13 protein-coding genes are annotated in these 15149 nt (G+C 73.1%); 4 read left to right on the top strand and 9 right to left on the bottom strand.

Annotated features, from left to right (window positions below; all coding sequences use genetic code 11):
• Nucleotides 1–53 precede the first annotated feature (53 nt).
• The 4 genes from NLX85_RS13485 to NLX85_RS13470 form a co-directional block, all read right to left on the bottom strand.
• Nucleotides 54–977 carry a hypothetical protein gene (locus NLX85_RS13485; protein ID WP_254334968.1) on the bottom strand — a complete coding sequence of 308 codons (924 nt, stop codon included), beginning with the start codon at nucleotides 975–977 and terminating at the stop codon, nucleotides 54–56.
• Entirely contained in the window at nucleotides 967–1476 is a 510-nt protein-coding gene (locus NLX85_RS13480; protein ID WP_254334966.1) for an RNA polymerase sigma factor, read from the bottom strand. The genes NLX85_RS13485 and NLX85_RS13480 overlap by 11 nt, the downstream gene beginning before the upstream one ends.
• A gap of 148 nt (nucleotides 1477–1624) precedes the next feature.
• Nucleotides 1625–4600: a UPF0182 family protein gene (locus NLX85_RS13475; RefSeq protein ID WP_254334960.1), complete on the bottom strand. Its 2976-nt coding sequence runs from the start codon at nucleotides 4598–4600 to the stop codon at nucleotides 1625–1627.
• A 125-nt stretch (nucleotides 4601–4725) separates the two neighbouring features.
• Nucleotides 4726–5739 carry a PDZ domain-containing protein gene (locus NLX85_RS13470; RefSeq protein ID WP_254334958.1) on the bottom strand — a complete coding sequence of 338 codons (1014 nt, stop codon included), beginning with the start codon at nucleotides 5737–5739 and terminating at the stop codon, nucleotides 4726–4728.
• A gap of 184 nt (nucleotides 5740–5923) precedes the next feature.
• Between NLX85_RS13470 and NLX85_RS13465 the strand changes: the two genes are divergently transcribed.
• Nucleotides 5924–7126, top strand: coding sequence for a zinc-dependent metalloprotease (locus NLX85_RS13465; protein WP_189195745.1), 1203 nt, complete (start codon nucleotides 5924–5926; stop codon nucleotides 7124–7126).
• 49 nt (nucleotides 7127–7175) lie between these two features.
• Here NLX85_RS13465 and NLX85_RS13460 read toward each other — a convergent pair whose 3' ends face one another.
• Nucleotides 7176–7778 carry a hypothetical protein gene (locus NLX85_RS13460; RefSeq protein ID WP_254334957.1) on the bottom strand — a complete coding sequence of 201 codons (603 nt, stop codon included), beginning with the start codon at nucleotides 7776–7778 and terminating at the stop codon, nucleotides 7176–7178.
• 144 nt (nucleotides 7779–7922) lie between these two features.
• Nucleotides 7923–8453, bottom strand: a complete 531-nt coding sequence (locus tag NLX85_RS13455) for a M48 family metallopeptidase (protein ID WP_254334956.1) — start codon at nucleotides 8451–8453, stop codon at nucleotides 7923–7925.
• Nucleotides 8454–8930: 477 nt separating this feature from the next.
• On the opposite strand from NLX85_RS13455, the gene NLX85_RS13450 reads away from it, so the two are divergent.
• The 3 genes from NLX85_RS13450 to NLX85_RS13440 all read left to right on the top strand — a co-directional run bounded on the left by NLX85_RS13450 (nucleotide 8931) and on the right by NLX85_RS13440 (nucleotide 11750).
• Nucleotides 8931–9098, top strand: coding sequence for a DUF5679 domain-containing protein (locus NLX85_RS13450; RefSeq protein ID WP_012014940.1), 168 nt, complete (start codon nucleotides 8931–8933; stop codon nucleotides 9096–9098).
• Between the two features lie 194 nt (nucleotides 9099–9292).
• Nucleotides 9293–10393, top strand: coding sequence for a TOMM precursor leader peptide-binding protein (locus NLX85_RS13445; RefSeq protein ID WP_254335555.1), 1101 nt, complete (start codon nucleotides 9293–9295; stop codon nucleotides 10391–10393).
• A gap of 10 nt (nucleotides 10394–10403) precedes the next feature.
• The gene (locus NLX85_RS13440; protein WP_254334955.1) at nucleotides 10404–11750 is read left to right on the top strand and encodes an AarF/ABC1/UbiB kinase family protein; all 1347 of its coding nucleotides are present in this window, start codon (nucleotides 10404–10406) and stop codon (nucleotides 11748–11750) included.
• 295 nt (nucleotides 11751–12045) lie between these two features.
• On the opposite strand, the gene NLX85_RS13435 is transcribed toward NLX85_RS13440, so the two are convergent.
• The 3 genes from NLX85_RS13435 to NLX85_RS13425 form a co-directional block, all read right to left on the bottom strand.
• A complete protein-coding gene (locus tag NLX85_RS13435; RefSeq protein ID WP_091262418.1) occupies nucleotides 12046–12411 on the bottom strand; it encodes a WhiB family transcriptional regulator in 366 nt (121 codons plus the stop codon).
• Between the two features lie 131 nt (nucleotides 12412–12542).
• Nucleotides 12543–12797 carry a hypothetical protein gene (locus NLX85_RS13430; RefSeq protein WP_091318421.1) on the bottom strand — a complete coding sequence of 85 codons (255 nt, stop codon included), beginning with the start codon at nucleotides 12795–12797 and terminating at the stop codon, nucleotides 12543–12545.
• Between the two features lie 131 nt (nucleotides 12798–12928).
• A complete protein-coding gene (locus tag NLX85_RS13425; protein ID WP_254334954.1) occupies nucleotides 12929–15082 on the bottom strand; it encodes an ATP-dependent DNA helicase UvrD2 in 2154 nt (717 codons plus the stop codon).
• Between the last annotated feature and the right edge of the window lie 67 nt (nucleotides 15083–15149).

Below are 15149 nucleotides of genomic sequence, written 5' to 3'. Positions count from 1 at the left end.
GCGTCGGCTGGTAAACCGTAGCGCACCGACCCCAGGAGGCGCAAAACGGGTCGTCAGGTCAGCCACCTCCGGATCGCCTCGACCGCCCGGCGGCTGTCCGCGTCGAACTGGACGCGTTCGGTGGAGGTGCTCTCCCAGCCCTGCTCCCAGAGCACGGTGACCACGTCGCCGGATCGGATCGCGCGGACCAGGTGAACCTCGTCGCCGCCGGTCGGGTCGCCGTTCGCGTCCCGGTAGGGCGTCCGGGTCTCGAACAGCACCGACTCGTCGCCGTAGCCGGTGTCGGGCAGCAGTCGCTGGCGCACCGTCACCCCGGGCGCGTCGGGGACCGGCCGCGTGGGGCAGTCCGTGACGGCCTGCCGCAGCTCGCGGAGCGCGTCGTCGGCGAGGCCGGTCCGGTAGACGGCGATGCTGTGCCGGTAGCTGCCCGCCGGCACCTCGTCGGCCGCCGCGCCCGCGCGCCGGAAGGGCAACGACCGGGCGCGGCGCGTGACGAGCTGCGCCTCCCCCGGCGTGGCGCCGCAGAGCGCCGGCAGCACCGCTCCGGGGGTGAACTCGTTGCCCGTGCCGGCGTCGTTGGCAACGGGCAACGTGAAGAAGGCCCGGTCGGGGATGGTGGTCGGGGTGGTGGCGGGCGGCCGGGCGCCGGTGGTCGGCGCGCCGGGCGTCCGGGACGGCGCCGCCCCGGTGCGGCCGGTCGAGGGCGTCGGCGAGGCGGTGGCCGGACTGGAGGGTGCGGACGTCGCGGTCGGCGTGGCGGCGGGCGGCCCGGGTGAACGGTCCGGCGCGGCGGCGAGCACCCACCGCGTGCCGGCGGCGGTGCCGGCGACCAGCACGGCCACGGTCAGGGCCCCGAACGCGGCCCGCTGCCGGGCCCGGCGGTCGGCCCGCCGGCGGACCCGGTCCGGGGTCGGGAGCACCCGCTCGTCGGTGTCGGCGGCGAGCGCCCGGTAGAGGCCGTTCAGGTCACGCGACATCATTCACCTCCAGCTCCACGGCGGCCACGCCGGGCAGCAGCTCGGCCAGCCGGGCCCGGCCCCGGGACAGCCAGGACTTCACGGTGCCGGCGGGAACACCGGCCTCCCGGGCGATCTCCTCCACCGACAGGTCGAGCAGGTAGTGCAGGGCGAGGGCCTGCCGGTGCCGGGCCGGCAGCTGCCGGAGCGCCCCGACCAGCAGCACGGTGTCCTCACCCGGCGGTCCGACGTCGTCGGGCGGGCCGGTGCGGCTGGCCGCGAGACGCCAGCCGCGCAGCCGCCGCCAGCGGTCGGTGGCCAGCCGGTTGATCACCAGCCGCAGCCACGCCTCCGGCGCGGGGTGGGCGGCGAGCTTCCCCCACTGCCGCCAGGCCCGGGCGTACGCCTCCTGGACGAGGTCCTGGGCCTCACCGGCGTCGCCGGCCACTGCGCGGCCGTACCGCAGCGCCCGACCCGACGTGCTGCGGTAGAAGTCGTCGAAGGTGTTCGCATCGCGCATCGTGGCTCCCGCCTCCCTGTCGCCCACCTGCTCTGATGACGGTCGAAGCGGGCACCGGGTTGCGGGTGTTCCGTCCGGTAAGCGACACGAGCCCGTGGTCCGGACCGTTACGGGTCACGGACCACGGGCTCGCGTGGTCGGCTCGGCGTCAGCCGTTCGGTGACGGCGAGGACGAGGGCGAGGCCGGTGGCGACGCGGACGGGCTGCCGCTCGGGGTCGGGCCGGGCGACGGGTTGGCCGCTGCCTGGGCCTGCTGGAACGCGGCCATCGCCTCGTCCAGCGCCTTCAGCGCCCGCCCGTACCGCTCGAAGTCGCCGGACGCCTGCGCGGCCTTGACCTCGGCGATGGCGCTCTGCACCTTGCCGGCCGCCTCGGCCAGCTCGCCGGTGAGCACCGGCGGGGACGTGCCGCCGGTCGTCGGCGGGTTGTCACCGGTGCTCGGCGGCGGACTGCCGGCGGCCGCCCGCTTGCCCTGCTCGACGAGCTGCTTGATGCCGTCGCTCAGGTTGTTCGCGAGCACCACGTACGAGCCGCCGTCGCCGTAGGAGAGCAGCACCTTCTGCAGCAGCGGGTACGCGTCCTGGTTGCTGCTCTTCACGTAGACCGGCTCGACGTAGAGCATGCCGTCGGCGAAGGGCAGCGAGAGCAGGTTGCCGTACTGCACCTGCGCCTGGTTGGAGGAGAGCAGGTTGAGCTGCTGCCGGATGTCGCCGTTGTTGGTCATCTGCTGGTGCACCTGTGTCGGCCCGGAGATCCGGGTCTGGTCCGGCAGCTCCAGCACCTCCAGTTGGGGCCGCCCGTCGACGTACGACCCGGAGACCAGCGCGGCCAGGTTCTGCCGCCCGTTCGGGGTGACCGCCGCGGTGAGCTGGAAGCGCGGTGACTCCTGCCCCGGGAACTGGGTGAACAGGTAGTAAGGGGGCTGCTTCTGCCCGCTGTCCGGCGCGTCCGGCACGTTCGGCACCTGCCAGAAGTCCTGGCCGGAGTAGAAGTCGCCGGGGTCGGTGACGTGGAACTTGGTGAGCAGGTTGCGCTGCACCTTGAACAGGTCGGCCGGGTAGCGGAAGTGCTCGGCCAGCTCCGGCGGGATGTCGCCCTTGGGCAGCACCAGCTCGCCGCCGAACGCCTTGTTCCACGCCTTGAGCACCGGGTCGGAGTCGTCGAACTGGTAGAGCTTGACCGTGCCGTCGTACGCGTCGACGGTCGCCTTCACCGAGTTGCGGATGTAGTTGACGTTCTCCCGGGCCAGCTGGAAGGTGCCCCGGCCGGTCAGCTCGTCGGCCGTCTCGGCCTGCAGGTTGACCCGATCGGCGTACGGGTAGGTCGCCGCCGTGGTGTAGCCGTCGATGATCCAGAGGACCCGGCCGTTGACCACCGCCGGGTACGGGTCCCCGTCCAGCGTGAGGAACGGCGCGACCTTCTCCACCCGGTCCCGCGGGTTGCGCACGTAGAGCAGCTTCGAGTCGTCGTTGACCGCCTCGGAGAGGAGGAAGTTCGACTCCTGCTCCTTGATCGCGTAGAGCAGCCGCCGGGTGAACGAGCCGATCTCGACGCCGCCCTCGCCGGTGTAGGTGTAGTACTGCTCGCCGCCGGTCGAGGTGGGTCGGTCGAACTCGACGTTGCGGTCACCGGTCTGCCCGACGATCGCGTAGTCGTCGGCCTCCATCCGCTCGCCGTAGTAGATCCGCGGCTGCTGGGCCGGAATCTGCTCGGCCTGCGAGGAGCACGCCTCCTGGGCCTTCTCGCCGAGGAAGCCGGAGACGAAGTACGGCTGGCCGCCGCAGACCACCTGGTTCGCCGGGGCCCCCACCAGGCCGTACCCGTGGGTGTAGACGGTGTGCCGGTTGATCCAGTTGTTGTTGGGCAGCTCGCCGTAGTTGATCTCCCGGACGCCGACCACGTAGTCGGAGGTCCTGCCGGCGTTCGCGTACCTGTCGATGTCCAGCTTCGGGCCGAAGTCGTAGAAGCCGCGGACCTGCTGGAGCTGCGTGTACGTCTCGGAGACCAGTTGCGGGTCGAGCAGCCGGACGTTCTGCACCACCGAGGTGTCGGTGGCCAGGCTGGCCGGCGGGATGAGGTTGTCCGCCGCGTAGCCGGCGCTCTTCGTGCCGGTCAACCCGAAGGCGGCCCGCGTCGCCTCGATGCTGCGCTCGATGTACGGCGCCTCCTTGTCCCGGGCGCTCGGCTTGACCTCGAAGGTCTGCACGGCCCACGGGTAGATGCCGCCGATCGCCACGGCCGAGACGCCGAGCAGGGCGAGCGCGATGCCGGGCCAGACCAGGTTCCGCATCCACGCGTTGGAGAACACGATGATCGCGACGGCCACCACCACGGCGATCCAGGCGAGGATCTCCTTCGCCGGCAGCAGCGCGTTGATGTCGGCGTAGCCGGCGCCGTAGAGCTTGGCGCCCTCGTTGTACTCCAGCAGCATGGCCCGCTGGTCCAGCACGTACGCGATGGCCTTGAGCACCACGAAGACCGCGACCAGCGAGCTGAGGTGGGCCCGGGCCGCGTTGGTCATCCGGTCACCGACGCCCTGGAGCCGCACCCCGCCGAAGATGTAGTGCACGGCCAGCGCGCCGAGCAGCGCGAGCACCACCGCGGTGAAGCCGACGCCGAGCAGGTAGCGCCAGAACGGCAGCTGGAAGACGTAGAAGCCGATGTCGATGCCGAACTCCGGGTCCTTCACGCCGAAGCTGCCGCCGTTGCGGAACAGCAGCCACTGGCTCCACCGGCTCTGCGCGGAGAGGCCGGCGAAGAGCCCGATGACCGCGGAGGCCAGGGCGATCCAGGTGCCGAGCCGGGGGCTCAGCAGCATCCGGTAGCGCTCCAGGGTCGCCTGCTCGGCGGAGTGCGGGCGCAACTGCGGCCGCACCCGGTACGCCAGCCACAGGTTGCCCGCGATGATCGCCGCCATGCCGAGCCCGATCACCAGGAACAGCAGCAGCCGGGTGGCGAGCACGCCGGTGAAGACCTGGGTGTAGCGGACCTCGTCGAACCAGAGCCAGTCGGTCCAGGCGTTGACCCCCCACCCGAGCAGGGTGAAGAACACGAACACCCCGATCAGGACCCCGATGGTGACGCGTCCGCGCCGGCTCATCCTCGGAAGGGGGCTGCTCCGCATGACCACTGTTGGCTCCGCACGCTCGATGTGATCGGCTCCGACCAGGCACCCAGAGTACGGGGTGTTGCTGAACACCTCGGGTCAAGGTCACGTCACGATCGTCCGGTGACCCGTCGCGGGGCCCGTCAGCAGCGGGTCGGCTGCCCTCCCGCGCGCAGCTTCTCCAGCGCCGTCAGCGCGTCGTCCAGCGTCGCCACCCGCAGCAGCGGCAGGTCGGGCTGCGGGTTGCGGACCGCCTCGGCGCAGTTGTCGGCGGGCACCAGGAAGACCTTCGCACCGGCCTCCTTCGCGCCGACCAGCTTCTGCGCGATGCCGCCGATCGGGCCGACCCGGCCCTCGTCGTCGATGGTGCCGGTGCCGGCGATGACCTTCCCGCCGGTCAGGTCGGCCGGCTCCAGCTTGTCGATGATGCCCAGCGTGAACATCAGCCCGGCGCTGGGGCCGCCGATGTCACCAAGGTCGATCTTGAGGGTGAACGGGTGTGGCTGCTGCTGGTCGATCTCGACGCCGATACGCGGCCGGCCGTCCTGCTCGCGGCTGGTCACCGTGGCGGTGGCCGGCGCGCCGGCACGGGTGTAGCCGATCTTCAGCGCGGTGCCCGCCGGCTTGGCGCGGATCAGCTCGGTGAGCCGCGCCGCGCTGGTCACCGGCTGGTCGTCCACCGAGGTGATCACGTCGTTGGGCTTGAGCACGTCGACCGACGGGCCGCCCGCGGTGACCGCCTTCACCAGCACCCGGATCGGGTAGCCCAGCTCACGCAGGGCCGCCGTCTCCGCGCTGGTCTGCGAGTTCTGGAAGTCCTCGGCGTTGCGCTGCTCGACCTCCTCCTGCGACTCCCCCGGCGGGTAGACCAGCTCGCGCGGCACCACCGCCTCGTCCTTGGAGAACCAACCGGCCAGCGCCGACCGGAGCCGGACGGTGGGCTGCACGCCGACCGTGGTGAGCCGGAGCTGCCCGGCGGAGGTGGACGTCGACCGGCCGGTGACCTGGATGATCTCCTTGCCGTCCGCACTGCCGAGGGTGTTCACGGTCGGACCGGGACCGAGCACCACGTACGGGATGGGCACGCTCAGCACGCCGACGCTGAGCAGGGCGGTGAGCAGTGCACCGAGGAGTACGGTCACGCCGCGACGTCTCATGCGCCAGAGCGTACCGATCCGGCCCGGAACGTCCGGCGCGGTGACCACCGGACTTCGCCCTCAGCGCAACGCCGACGCGCACGACCTGCGGCGCGGCCCGCGTACCGTAGACGTCGTGCCTGATATTCCGTTCGGCTTCGCGCTCCCGGGTGGGCAACCACCAGACCCCAACGATCCCGCGCAGATGCAGCAGTTCATGTCGCAGTTGCAGCACCTGCTCTCCGCGCCGGGCAGCGGGCCGGTCAACTGGGACCTCGCCCGGCAGGTGGCCGCCAGCCAGCTCGCCGCCGCCGGCGACCCGGCGGTCTCGCCGTTCGAACGCAACGCGGTGGAGGAGGCGCTGCGCATCGCCGACCTCTGGCTGGAGCCGGCCACCTCGTGGCCCTCCGGCATCCGGACCTCGGTCGCCTGGAACCGCAACGAGTGGATCTACAAGACCCTCGACGTGTGGCGCAAGCTCTGCGACCCGGTGGCCAGCCGCATGGTCGGCGCCATGGGTGACCTCGTGCCGCCGGAGGCCCGGGCCCAGCTCGGCCCGATGCAGTCGATGGTCGCCACGCTGGGCGGCGCGCTCTTCGGCGGCCAGCTCGGCCAGGCGCTCGGCTCGCTCGCCGCCGAGGTGCTCTCCGCCGGCGACATCGGTTTGCCGCTCGGCCCGGCCGGCACCGCCGCGCTCATCCCGGCCAACATCCGGGCGTACGGCGAGGGCCTGGAACTGCCCGAGGACGAGGTGCGCCTCTACGTGGCCCTGCGCGAGGCCGCCCACCAGCGGCTCTTCCAGCACGTCCCGTGGCTGCGCGGGCACGTGCTCGCCGCCGTGGAGAACTACGCCGCCGGCATCCGGGTCAACCGGGAGGCCATCGAGGAGGCGATGGGCCGGGTCGACCCGACCGACCCGGAGTCCATGCAGGCGATCGCCCTGGAGGGCATCTTCACTCCCGAGGACACCCCGGCGCAGAAGGCGTCGCTGGCCCGGCTGGAGACCGTGCTCGCCCTGGTCGAGGGCTGGGTGTGCCACGTGGTCGACAGCGCCGCCGGCGACCGGCTGCCCAACGTCGTCCGCCTCGGCGAGGCGTTCCGCCGCCGCCGGGCCGCCGGCGGCCCGGCCGAGCAGACCTTCGCCGCCCTCGTCGGCCTGGAACTGCGGCCGCGCCGGCTGCGCGAGGCGACCGTGCTCTGGTCGGCGCTCACCGAGCACCGCGGAATCGCCGGCCGGGACGCCGTCTGGGGCCACCCCGACCTGCTCCCCTCGGACGACGACTTCGCCAACCCGGAGGCGTTCGCCGCGACCACCAGCGACCTGGACGAGGAGCTGGCGAACTTCGACTTCACCGCGCCCGGCGCGCCGGAGGAGCAGGCCCCGGGCGAGGACGACGACAAGTCCTGACGCCGCACGTCGCCGGGGCCCGCACGAGTGTTCGTGCGGGCCCCGCGCGTCAGCCGGGCTGGCCGGAGAGCAGCGCCCGCGTCGCCTCCCAGCCCTCGAAGGCCGGGTCGAGGGTGGCCAGGTCGGCCGGGCCGCGCAGCCGGCGCCAGCCGGCGGTGACCGCCACGTCCCCGGGACGCGGGGCGGCGGCACGCACCTCGGCCGGCGCGGTCTTGTCCAGGTCCAGTGCCGGCAACCACTCCGGCACGGGCAGCCGGGCGGCCACCCCGAGCAGCCCCGCCCCGTTGCCCTCGACGGGGGCGACCGCCACCGGACGGCTGGACAGCGGCCGCAGCAGCTTGCCGAGGGTCAGCCCCGGCACGTCGGGCGCGTCGGCGACCACGACGGCCGCCTGGTCGTATCCGGTCAGCGCGGCGAACACCGCGGTGGCGGTGGGTTCGGGCACCTCGTACACGGCGGTGCCGGGCCAGACCACCTCGTCGGCCAGCCAGCGGTCCTCCGGCGTCACCGCCACGGCGGTCTCCACCTCGTTGAGTGTGGCCAGCAGGTCCACCACGTCCTCGGCGAGCGCGCTCCGCCACCGCACCGGATCGATCCCCGGCGGCGTCCACCTGACCGGGGCGAGCAACGCCACCACCACACGTCGAGCCACCCGACGACCCTAGCCCTCCGGGTACCGCCGCCCTGTCAGCGCCATGGCCACCCGTCGGTGGATCGTCGATCATGAAGTCAGCTGCGACAACGCGGGCGAACCGCGCCGCTCACTTCATGATCGACGCAGCGGGGGGCGCGGGGGTCAGTCGGCCAGGGGGACGCCGGAGGTGGCGGCTACGCCCTCCAGGTAGCCGCGGGCGCGCTCGGTCTTCGGGTAGCGGCCGACCAGGGCCCAGAACTGGGCGTTGTGGCTGGGCACGACGAGGTGCGCCAGCTCGTGCAGCAGCACGTAGTCGATCACCCAGTCGGGCATGTCCTGGATCCGGTGGGAGATCCGGATGGTGCGGTCGGCGGGGGTGCAGGAACCCCAGCGGCCGTTCTGGTTGGTCACCCAGCGGACGCTGGCCGGGACGGCGGCCAGCCCGTGCTCCGGCAGGTAGAGGTTGATCAGCCGGGTGGCCCGGGCCAGCAGTTCGGCGTCGGAGCGGGCGAGCCGGCCCTCGCGGGCCGCGAGCCGGGCCAGCATCCGGTCGACCCACTCGCTCTCCTCGGCGCGGGAGAACTGGTCGGGGATGAGCACCACGACGCGCTCCCCGTCGCGGTACGCGGACACCGTGCGCCGCCGGCGCTGGCTGCGCCGTACTTCGACGACGGGCTTCCGCGTCGCGGCCATCACTGGTCCGCGCAGCCTCGGATGACTGTCACGAGGGAAAGCTAATGCGTACTGACCAGGGGTCCGCAAGAGTCAACACGACGACACGCGCCCGGAAAATGGCGGTTGGTCGTCAGGAGTCCCGAAAAATTTCTTTGCGGCGGCAGTTGACCATCACCTGCCGGCCCCTGTCAACGTTAAGTGATCTACGGACGGGCGGTCGCGCTGGGGGCCTCCCGAAGGGGGATCTGAGGGCATTCACCCGGCGTGTCCCCGCGAAACTGACTTATCCGACGTAACTCGGCATGCACACTCTTGCCGTCGACTTACTCACAGAGTCGACGCGCAGCTGACATGGAACCGCCCAGACCTGGGTAGGGTCCGCCAACCAGCGGTCACGCGAGTGGCCGTGGAGAACCCCCCGGCGCCGGCGCCACCCGTGGCCCGCCGCAGGGAACCCGCCGGAGGCGTCCGGCGGACGAGACGAGGAGGGCTACCGTGGCCGACCAGGCCCAGACCTACAACGGTTACTGCGTGAAGTGCAAGGAGAAGCGGGACTTCGAGGGCCGCGTGGAGGTCTCGAAGACCGGCATGAACATGGCCAAGGGCAAGTGCCCGGTATGCGGCACAACAGTGAACCGCATCCTGGGCAAGGCCAAGGTCTGACCCGTCCCGGGTCGCACGGGGGAGGGGTGGCCGGCGGCCACCCCTCCCCCGTCGCATAGCCGACAGCAGCTACCGGCGGGTTGTGGACAACCCCGGTTTTCCTGTGGACAACGCTGGCCACGGCCGAGCGCACCTGTGGACAACGATCGACGGAGAGCGCGGACACGGTCACGATTCGTGGTGTGACCGACCCGATGCCGCTCGCCCGTCCGACGCTGCTGCCCGGCCTGACCCGGCTCTGGCGGGACCGCCACACCCTCCAGCTCGGGGTGGAGCCCGGCCGGGCCGTGCTTCTCGAGGTGACCAGCCCGGGTGCGGCTCGCCTGCTCGACCTGCTGGACGGCACCCGGAGCGAACGGGCCGTGCTGACTGCCGCGACCGCCGCGCGGGTGCCTCCGGCCGAGGCCCGGGTGCTGCTCGACACGCTCCGGGCCGCCGGTCTGGTCGTACCCGCGCAGAGCCTGCTCCCCCGCGAGCTCACCGGGCCGGTCCGGGCCCGGCTCGCCGGGGAGGCCGACGCCCTGGCCCTGGCCGTGCCGGCCCTGCCCGGCACGCCGGCCCGGGTGCTGCGCCGCCGCCGGGCGGCCCGCGTGCTGGTAACCGGGGCCGGGCGGCTCGGCGCGGCGGTGGCCGTCGCGCTGGCGCAGGCCGGTGTCGGGCACGTCGTACCCGAGCTGGCCGGGCCGGTCCGCCCGGGTGACCTGGTCGGGACCGGCCTCACCGGCGCGGAGCTGGGCCGCCCGCTGGCGCCGGCGGTCCGCGCGGCGCTGGCCCGGTGCGCGCCCGGCACGGCGACCGGGCCGCTCCGGCCGGACCGGTCCGACCTGGTGGTCCAGCTCGGGGCGGACCGCCCGGCGGCCCTGCTCGCCGCCGGGTACGCGCGGCGCCGCCAGCCTCATCTCCTGGTCGACCTGCGCGGCGGCGTGCCGGTGATCGGCCCGCTGGTCCGCCCGCCGGTGGGCCCCTGCCTGCGCTGCGTCGACCTGCACCGGACGGACCGCGACCCGGAGTGGCCGGCGCTCGCCGCCCAGCTCGCGGCCGGCGACGGCGACCGGGCCTGTGCGGCCACCACCCGGCTGGCGGCGACGGCCTACGCGGCGGCCGAGGCGTTGACGCAGCTCGACGGTGGCACACCGGAGACCCTCGGCTGCGCCGTGGAGATTCCGGGGCCGGGCCGCTTCCGGCACCGCCGGTGGCCGCCGCACCCCTCCTGCGAGTGCTCCGGGCGTCGCCCGATCCGGTCGGGCGCGCCCGCTCCCGGCCGCACAGCAGCAGCGGGCCCCTCGAGTCGGTAACAATGACCGGGTGACCGACATCCCGCGCCGGGCCGTGTCCCGGACCGCCAAGCTCGCCGCTCTACCGCTCGGTTTCGCCGGTCGGACCGTCCTCGGCATGGGCAAGCGCGTCACCGGGCTCGCGTCCGACGTCATCTCCGCCGAGATCCAGCAGCGCACCGCCGAGCAGCTGTTCAGCGTGCTCGGGCAGCTCAAGGGCGGGGCCATGAAGTTCGGTCAGGCCCTGTCGGTCTTCGAGGCGGCGCTGCCGGAGGAGATCGCCGCCCCCTACCGGCAGGCGCTCACCAAACTCCAGGAGGCCGCCCCGCCGCTGCCCGCGGCGACCGTGCACAAGGTGCTGGCCGAGCAGCTCGGGCCGGACTGGCGGGACCGGTTCGTGGAGTTCAACGACACCCCGGCCGCCGCGGCCAGCATCGGCCAGGTGCACCGCGCGGTCTGGCGCGATCCGGGATACGGGCCGAACGGCGGCCCGCGCCACCGGGACGTGGCCGTGAAGATCCAGTACCCGGGCGCCGGGGACGCCCTGCTCGCCGACCTGAAGCAGCTCTCCCGGCTGGGCGGCATGTTCCGCGCGATCCAGCCCGGGCTGGACGTCAAGCCGCTCCTGGTCGAGCTGCGCGAACGGATCACCGAGGAACTGGACTACGAGCTGGAGGCCGAGTCGCAGCGCGCCTTCGCCGCCGCGTACGCGGACGACCCGGACATCTACATCCCGGAGGTGCTCGACGCCGCGCCCCGGGTGCTGATCACCGAGTGGGTCGAGGGCACCCCGCTGGCGCAGATCATCCGGGAGGGCACCGAGGAGCAGCGCGACGAGGCCGGGCGGCTGATGGCCGAGCTGCACCTCTCCGCGCCCATGCGGGCCGGGCTGCTGCACGCCGACCCGCACCCGGGCAACTTCCGGCTGCTCCCGGACGGCCGGCTCGGCGTGATCGACTTCGGCGCGGTGGCCCGGATGCCGGAGGGCACCCCCGAGCCGATCGGCCGGATCGCCGCGCTGGCGCTGCGCGGCGACGCGGACGCCGTGGTGGCCGGGCTGCGCGACGAGGGTTTCGTCAGCCCCACCGAGCCGATCGACGCCGAGGGGGTGCTGGACTTCCTCCGGCCCATGCTGGAGCCGATCGCCGCGGACGAGTTCCGGTTCACCCGGGCCTGGCTGCGCGGCGAGGCGGCCCGGCTGGCCAGCCCGCGCTCCCCCACCTACCAGCTCAGCCGGCAGCTCAACCTGCCGCCGTCGTACCTGATGATCCACCGGGTGACGCTGGGCTCGATCGGGGTGCTCTGCCAGTTGGAGGCGAAGGCGCCCTACCGGGCGATCCTGGAGCGCTGGCTGCCCGGTTTCGCCCCGGTGGGCTGACCTCCGCGTACGCCGAAGGGGCGGCGACCATCCGGTCGCCGCCCCTTCTGTGGTGTTGGATCTAGAGAACGCCCAGGTCGCGAGCCGACTGGCTGCGGCTACGCATGGCGACGGTACGGGCGGAACGGGTTGCCTCAGTGCTCGTGGTGGTGCCAGCCTGAGGCCGGCGCATTCGAGCCCGGGACAACGCTTCGTGGAGTAGTTGCATCTCGGTTCCATTCGGCAGGTGCAGCATGGTCTCGGCTTTCTCGCGGCCGGTGAGTGTCACCGGCGGGGACGTTGGAACGGGGTTTTGTCAGGCTGCCAGCCGGACGGAGCTACGCGACTCGGACAGCCCACTGGCCGCCAGTCGCGCCTCCGCCTCGACCCGGAGCTGGGCGTCACGGGCGAGGTCCTCCTTGCGCGGACGGCCACGGGGCCGCTTGCGCGGGACGACCGCGCCACGCTCGAAGATCTCGCCGCCCCAGACGCCCCAGGGCTCGGCCCGCTCCACCGCGCCGGCGAGGCACTCGACGCGCAGCGGGCAGTCCCCGCAGAGCGACTTGGCCAGCTCGAGCTCGGCAGGCGAGTCGGAGAACCACAGGTCGGGGTCGAACTTCCGGCAGGGCAGGTTCGCCTCCACCTCGACGCTCACGTCGAGTGGGGCCAACGCCAGACTCATCCTCCGGTCACCTCTCTCTCACTTCGATCTCGTGGATCGCATTCGTTCGGCACTACGGCAGTGCAAAAAAACTGAGGCCGCGGATCCCGGTGTGCGGGTTCCGCGGCCTCGAGGTGAGCCGGTGGTCTGGATCAGACCGGTCTACCTCGAGGTGGAACGCCGCGGACATCCGTGCGCTTCTTGACGTCACCGATGCCCATGCCCGTGAAGCCACTGGTCCCCTCGATCTCCGCGAGCGGCGCGACGGTCAGGTTCAGCTCGGCCTGAACCTGGACCTGGTGCACCTGCGGAGCCGACGGTCGAGCGGCAAGGGCCACCCGGACGGACGACAGCGGAGCGCAGGCAGCTGGCATCGCCGCCGGACGCTCATAGGTGAAGATCTCCACGGGTGCCACCTCCCTCAACGTTCCTCGTGCCGACCATGGACTCATCCCCCGTGAGCAGCCAGAATGGCGCCGCTCGCGAGGTGTGTCCTGAGGCTATTCCTCGCCTCGGGGCGAGGGCAAACGATTTACGGCTAGATTTCGAAACTTTTCTGCGGGCCGACCTCGTCCACCCCCGCACCGGCCACCAGGGCCAGCACCGTATCCCCGTAAAGTCCCAGTTTGCGGGGGCCGATACCGGCGATCGCGATGAGTTCCTCGGTGCGTCCCGGCTTCCGCTCGGCCAGCGCGGTGAGCGTGGCGTCGGTGAAGACGACGTACGGCGGCACCTTCTGTGCGCCGGCCACCCGCTGCCGCCACTCGCGCAGCCGCTCGTACAGCTCCTCGTCCAGATCGGACGGACAGGTCGGGCAGCGGCCCAGCTTCCGGTCCGCTCCGGCGAGCAGGGTGGCGCCGCAGATCCGGCAGGAGACCACCTGGGCGCGCCGCCGCTCGGTGCGCCGGGCCGCGCCCCCGCCGGCCCGCTCGCCGCCGCCGGAGCGGTCCAGCTGCGGCAGGAACCGGGACGGCCGCCGGGCCCGGCCGCCGGGCGAGCGGGCCGCCGCGTACGACAGCCAGAGCCACTCCCGCGCCCGGGTGATCCCGACGTAGAGCAGCCGCCGCTCCTCCTCGACCTGCTCGGGGGTCTTCGCGTACGTGGTGGGCAGGGTGCCCTCGGCCAGCCCGACCAGGAAGACGGCGTCCCACTCCAGGCCCTTGGCCGAGTGCAGTGAGGCCAGCGTCACCCCCTCCACGGTGGGCACGTGCTGCTGGGCGGCCCGCCGGGCCAGCTCCTCGTTGAAGTCGCCGAGGGTGACCGGGCGCTCGATCGCGACCGCCTCACCGATCGGCACCACCTCGGGCGTCGCCGCGTACTCCTCGGCGAGCTGGACCAGGGCGGCCAGCGCCTCCCAGCGCTCGCGCGCGGCCCCGCCGGCCGGGGGCGCGTCGGGCGCCCAGCCGACCGCGGCGAGCCCCTCCACGACGGCGACCGGCAGCGGGGTCTCCCCCGGGATGGACCGGGTGGCGGCGCGCAGCGCGATCATCGCCTGGCGCACCTCGGGGCGCTCGAAGAAGCGCTCCGCCCCCTGCACCACGTACGGCACCGCGGCCTCGGTGAGCGCCTTCTCGTACGCCTCGGACTGCGCGTTGGTGCGGAACAGCACCGCGATCTCCCGGGCCGGGGTGCCGCCGTCGATCAGCGCACGGCAGCGGGCGGCGACCGCGTTGGCCTCGGCCGGCTCGTCGGTGAAGATCCGCAGATCGGGTTCCGGGCCGGGCGGGCGCTGGCCGTGCAGCTCCAGCCGGAGCCGCGCCTCGGCGCCCCGCGCCTGGGAGATCACCGCGTTGGCCAGCCCGACGACCTGCGGGGTGGAGCGGTAGTCGCGGACCAGCCGGACCATCGTGGCGCCCCGGTAGCGGCGCGGGAAGTCGACCAGGTAGGAGGAGGTCGCCCCGGTGAACGAGTAGATGGTCTGGCTGGCGTCGCCCACCACGGTGAGGTCGTCCCGGCCGCCCAGCCAGGCGTCCAGCAGTCGCTGCTGGAGCGGGTTGACGTCCTGGTACTCGTCGACCACGAGGTGCCGGTACTGCCCGCGTACCTGCTCGGCCACGTCGGCGTGCTCCTCGATCCCCCAGACCGCGGCGCGCAGCATGTCCTCGAAGTCGATCACCCCGTTGCCGCGCTTGAGCCGCTCGTACGCGGCGAAGACGTCGGCGACCTTCGCCGGCTCGTACGGGGTCTCGCGCAGCGCCTTGGCCGCGGCCACCACGTACTCACCGGGCTCGACCAGCGACGACTTGGCCCACTCGATCTCGCCGGCCAGGTCACGGGCGGCGGCCCGGTCGGCGCGCAGGCCCACCTTGGCGGCGGCCAGCGTGACCACCCGCACCTTGCTGTCCAGCAGCTCGGGCATGGCCCGCCCCTCCAGCAGCCGGGGCGCGAAGTAGCGGACCTGGCGCAGCGCCGCCGCATGGAAGGTGCGCGCCTGCACACCTGGCACCCCGAGGACGGCGAGACGGCTTCGCATCTCGGCGGCGGCCCGGGCCGTGAAGGTGACCGCCAGCACGTGCCGGGCGGAGATGTCGCCGCTGAGCGCGCGGTGGGCGATCCGGGAGGTCACCGCCCGGGTCTTGCCGGTCCCGGCGCCGGCCAGGATGCAGACCGGGCCGGCCGGGGCGGTCACCGCGGACCGCTGCTCCGGGTCGAGGCCGGCGAGCACCCGTTCCGCCGCTGAGTGAACCACCACAGCCAGGAATCATTCCAGCCTCCGGTGATGTTGCAGCCATTAGCCTGGCCTGATCGGACCGGGCGCG

The organism is Micromonospora sp. A3M-1-15 (assembly GCF_024213425.1).
Taxonomy (GTDB): Bacteria; Actinomycetota; Actinomycetes; order Mycobacteriales; family Micromonosporaceae; genus Micromonospora; species Micromonospora chersina.
The sequence above is the reverse complement of the archived record's forward strand: the minus strand, read 5'-3'. Positions and strand labels throughout refer to the sequence as shown.

Bases quoted from the DNA above. Each gene is read 5' to 3' on its own strand.
- NLX85_RS13485 (WP_254334968.1), bottom strand. From the start codon at position 977: ATGTCGCGTGACCTGAACGGCCTCTACCGGGCGCTCGCCGCCGACACC.
- NLX85_RS13480 (WP_254334966.1), bottom strand. From the start codon at position 1,476: ATGCGCGATGCGAACACCTTCGACGACTTCTACCGCAGCACGTCGGGT.
- NLX85_RS13475 (WP_254334960.1), bottom strand. From the start codon at position 4,600: ATGCGGAGCAGCCCCCTTCCGAGGATGAGCCGGCGCGGACGCGTCACC.
- NLX85_RS13470 (WP_254334958.1), bottom strand. From the start codon at position 5,739: ATGAGACGTCGCGGCGTGACCGTACTCCTCGGTGCACTGCTCACCGCC.
- NLX85_RS13465 (WP_189195745.1), top strand. From the start codon at position 5,924: ATGCAGCAGTTCATGTCGCAGTTGCAGCACCTGCTCTCCGCGCCGGGC.
- NLX85_RS13455 (WP_254334956.1), bottom strand. From the start codon at position 8,453: ATGGCCGCGACGCGGAAGCCCGTCGTCGAAGTACGGCGCAGCCAGCGC.
- NLX85_RS13445 (WP_254335555.1), top strand. From the start codon at position 9,293: ATGCCGCTCGCCCGTCCGACGCTGCTGCCCGGCCTGACCCGGCTCTGG.
- NLX85_RS13435 (WP_091262418.1), bottom strand. From the start codon at position 12,411: ATGAGTCTGGCGTTGGCCCCACTCGACGTGAGCGTCGAGGTGGAGGCG.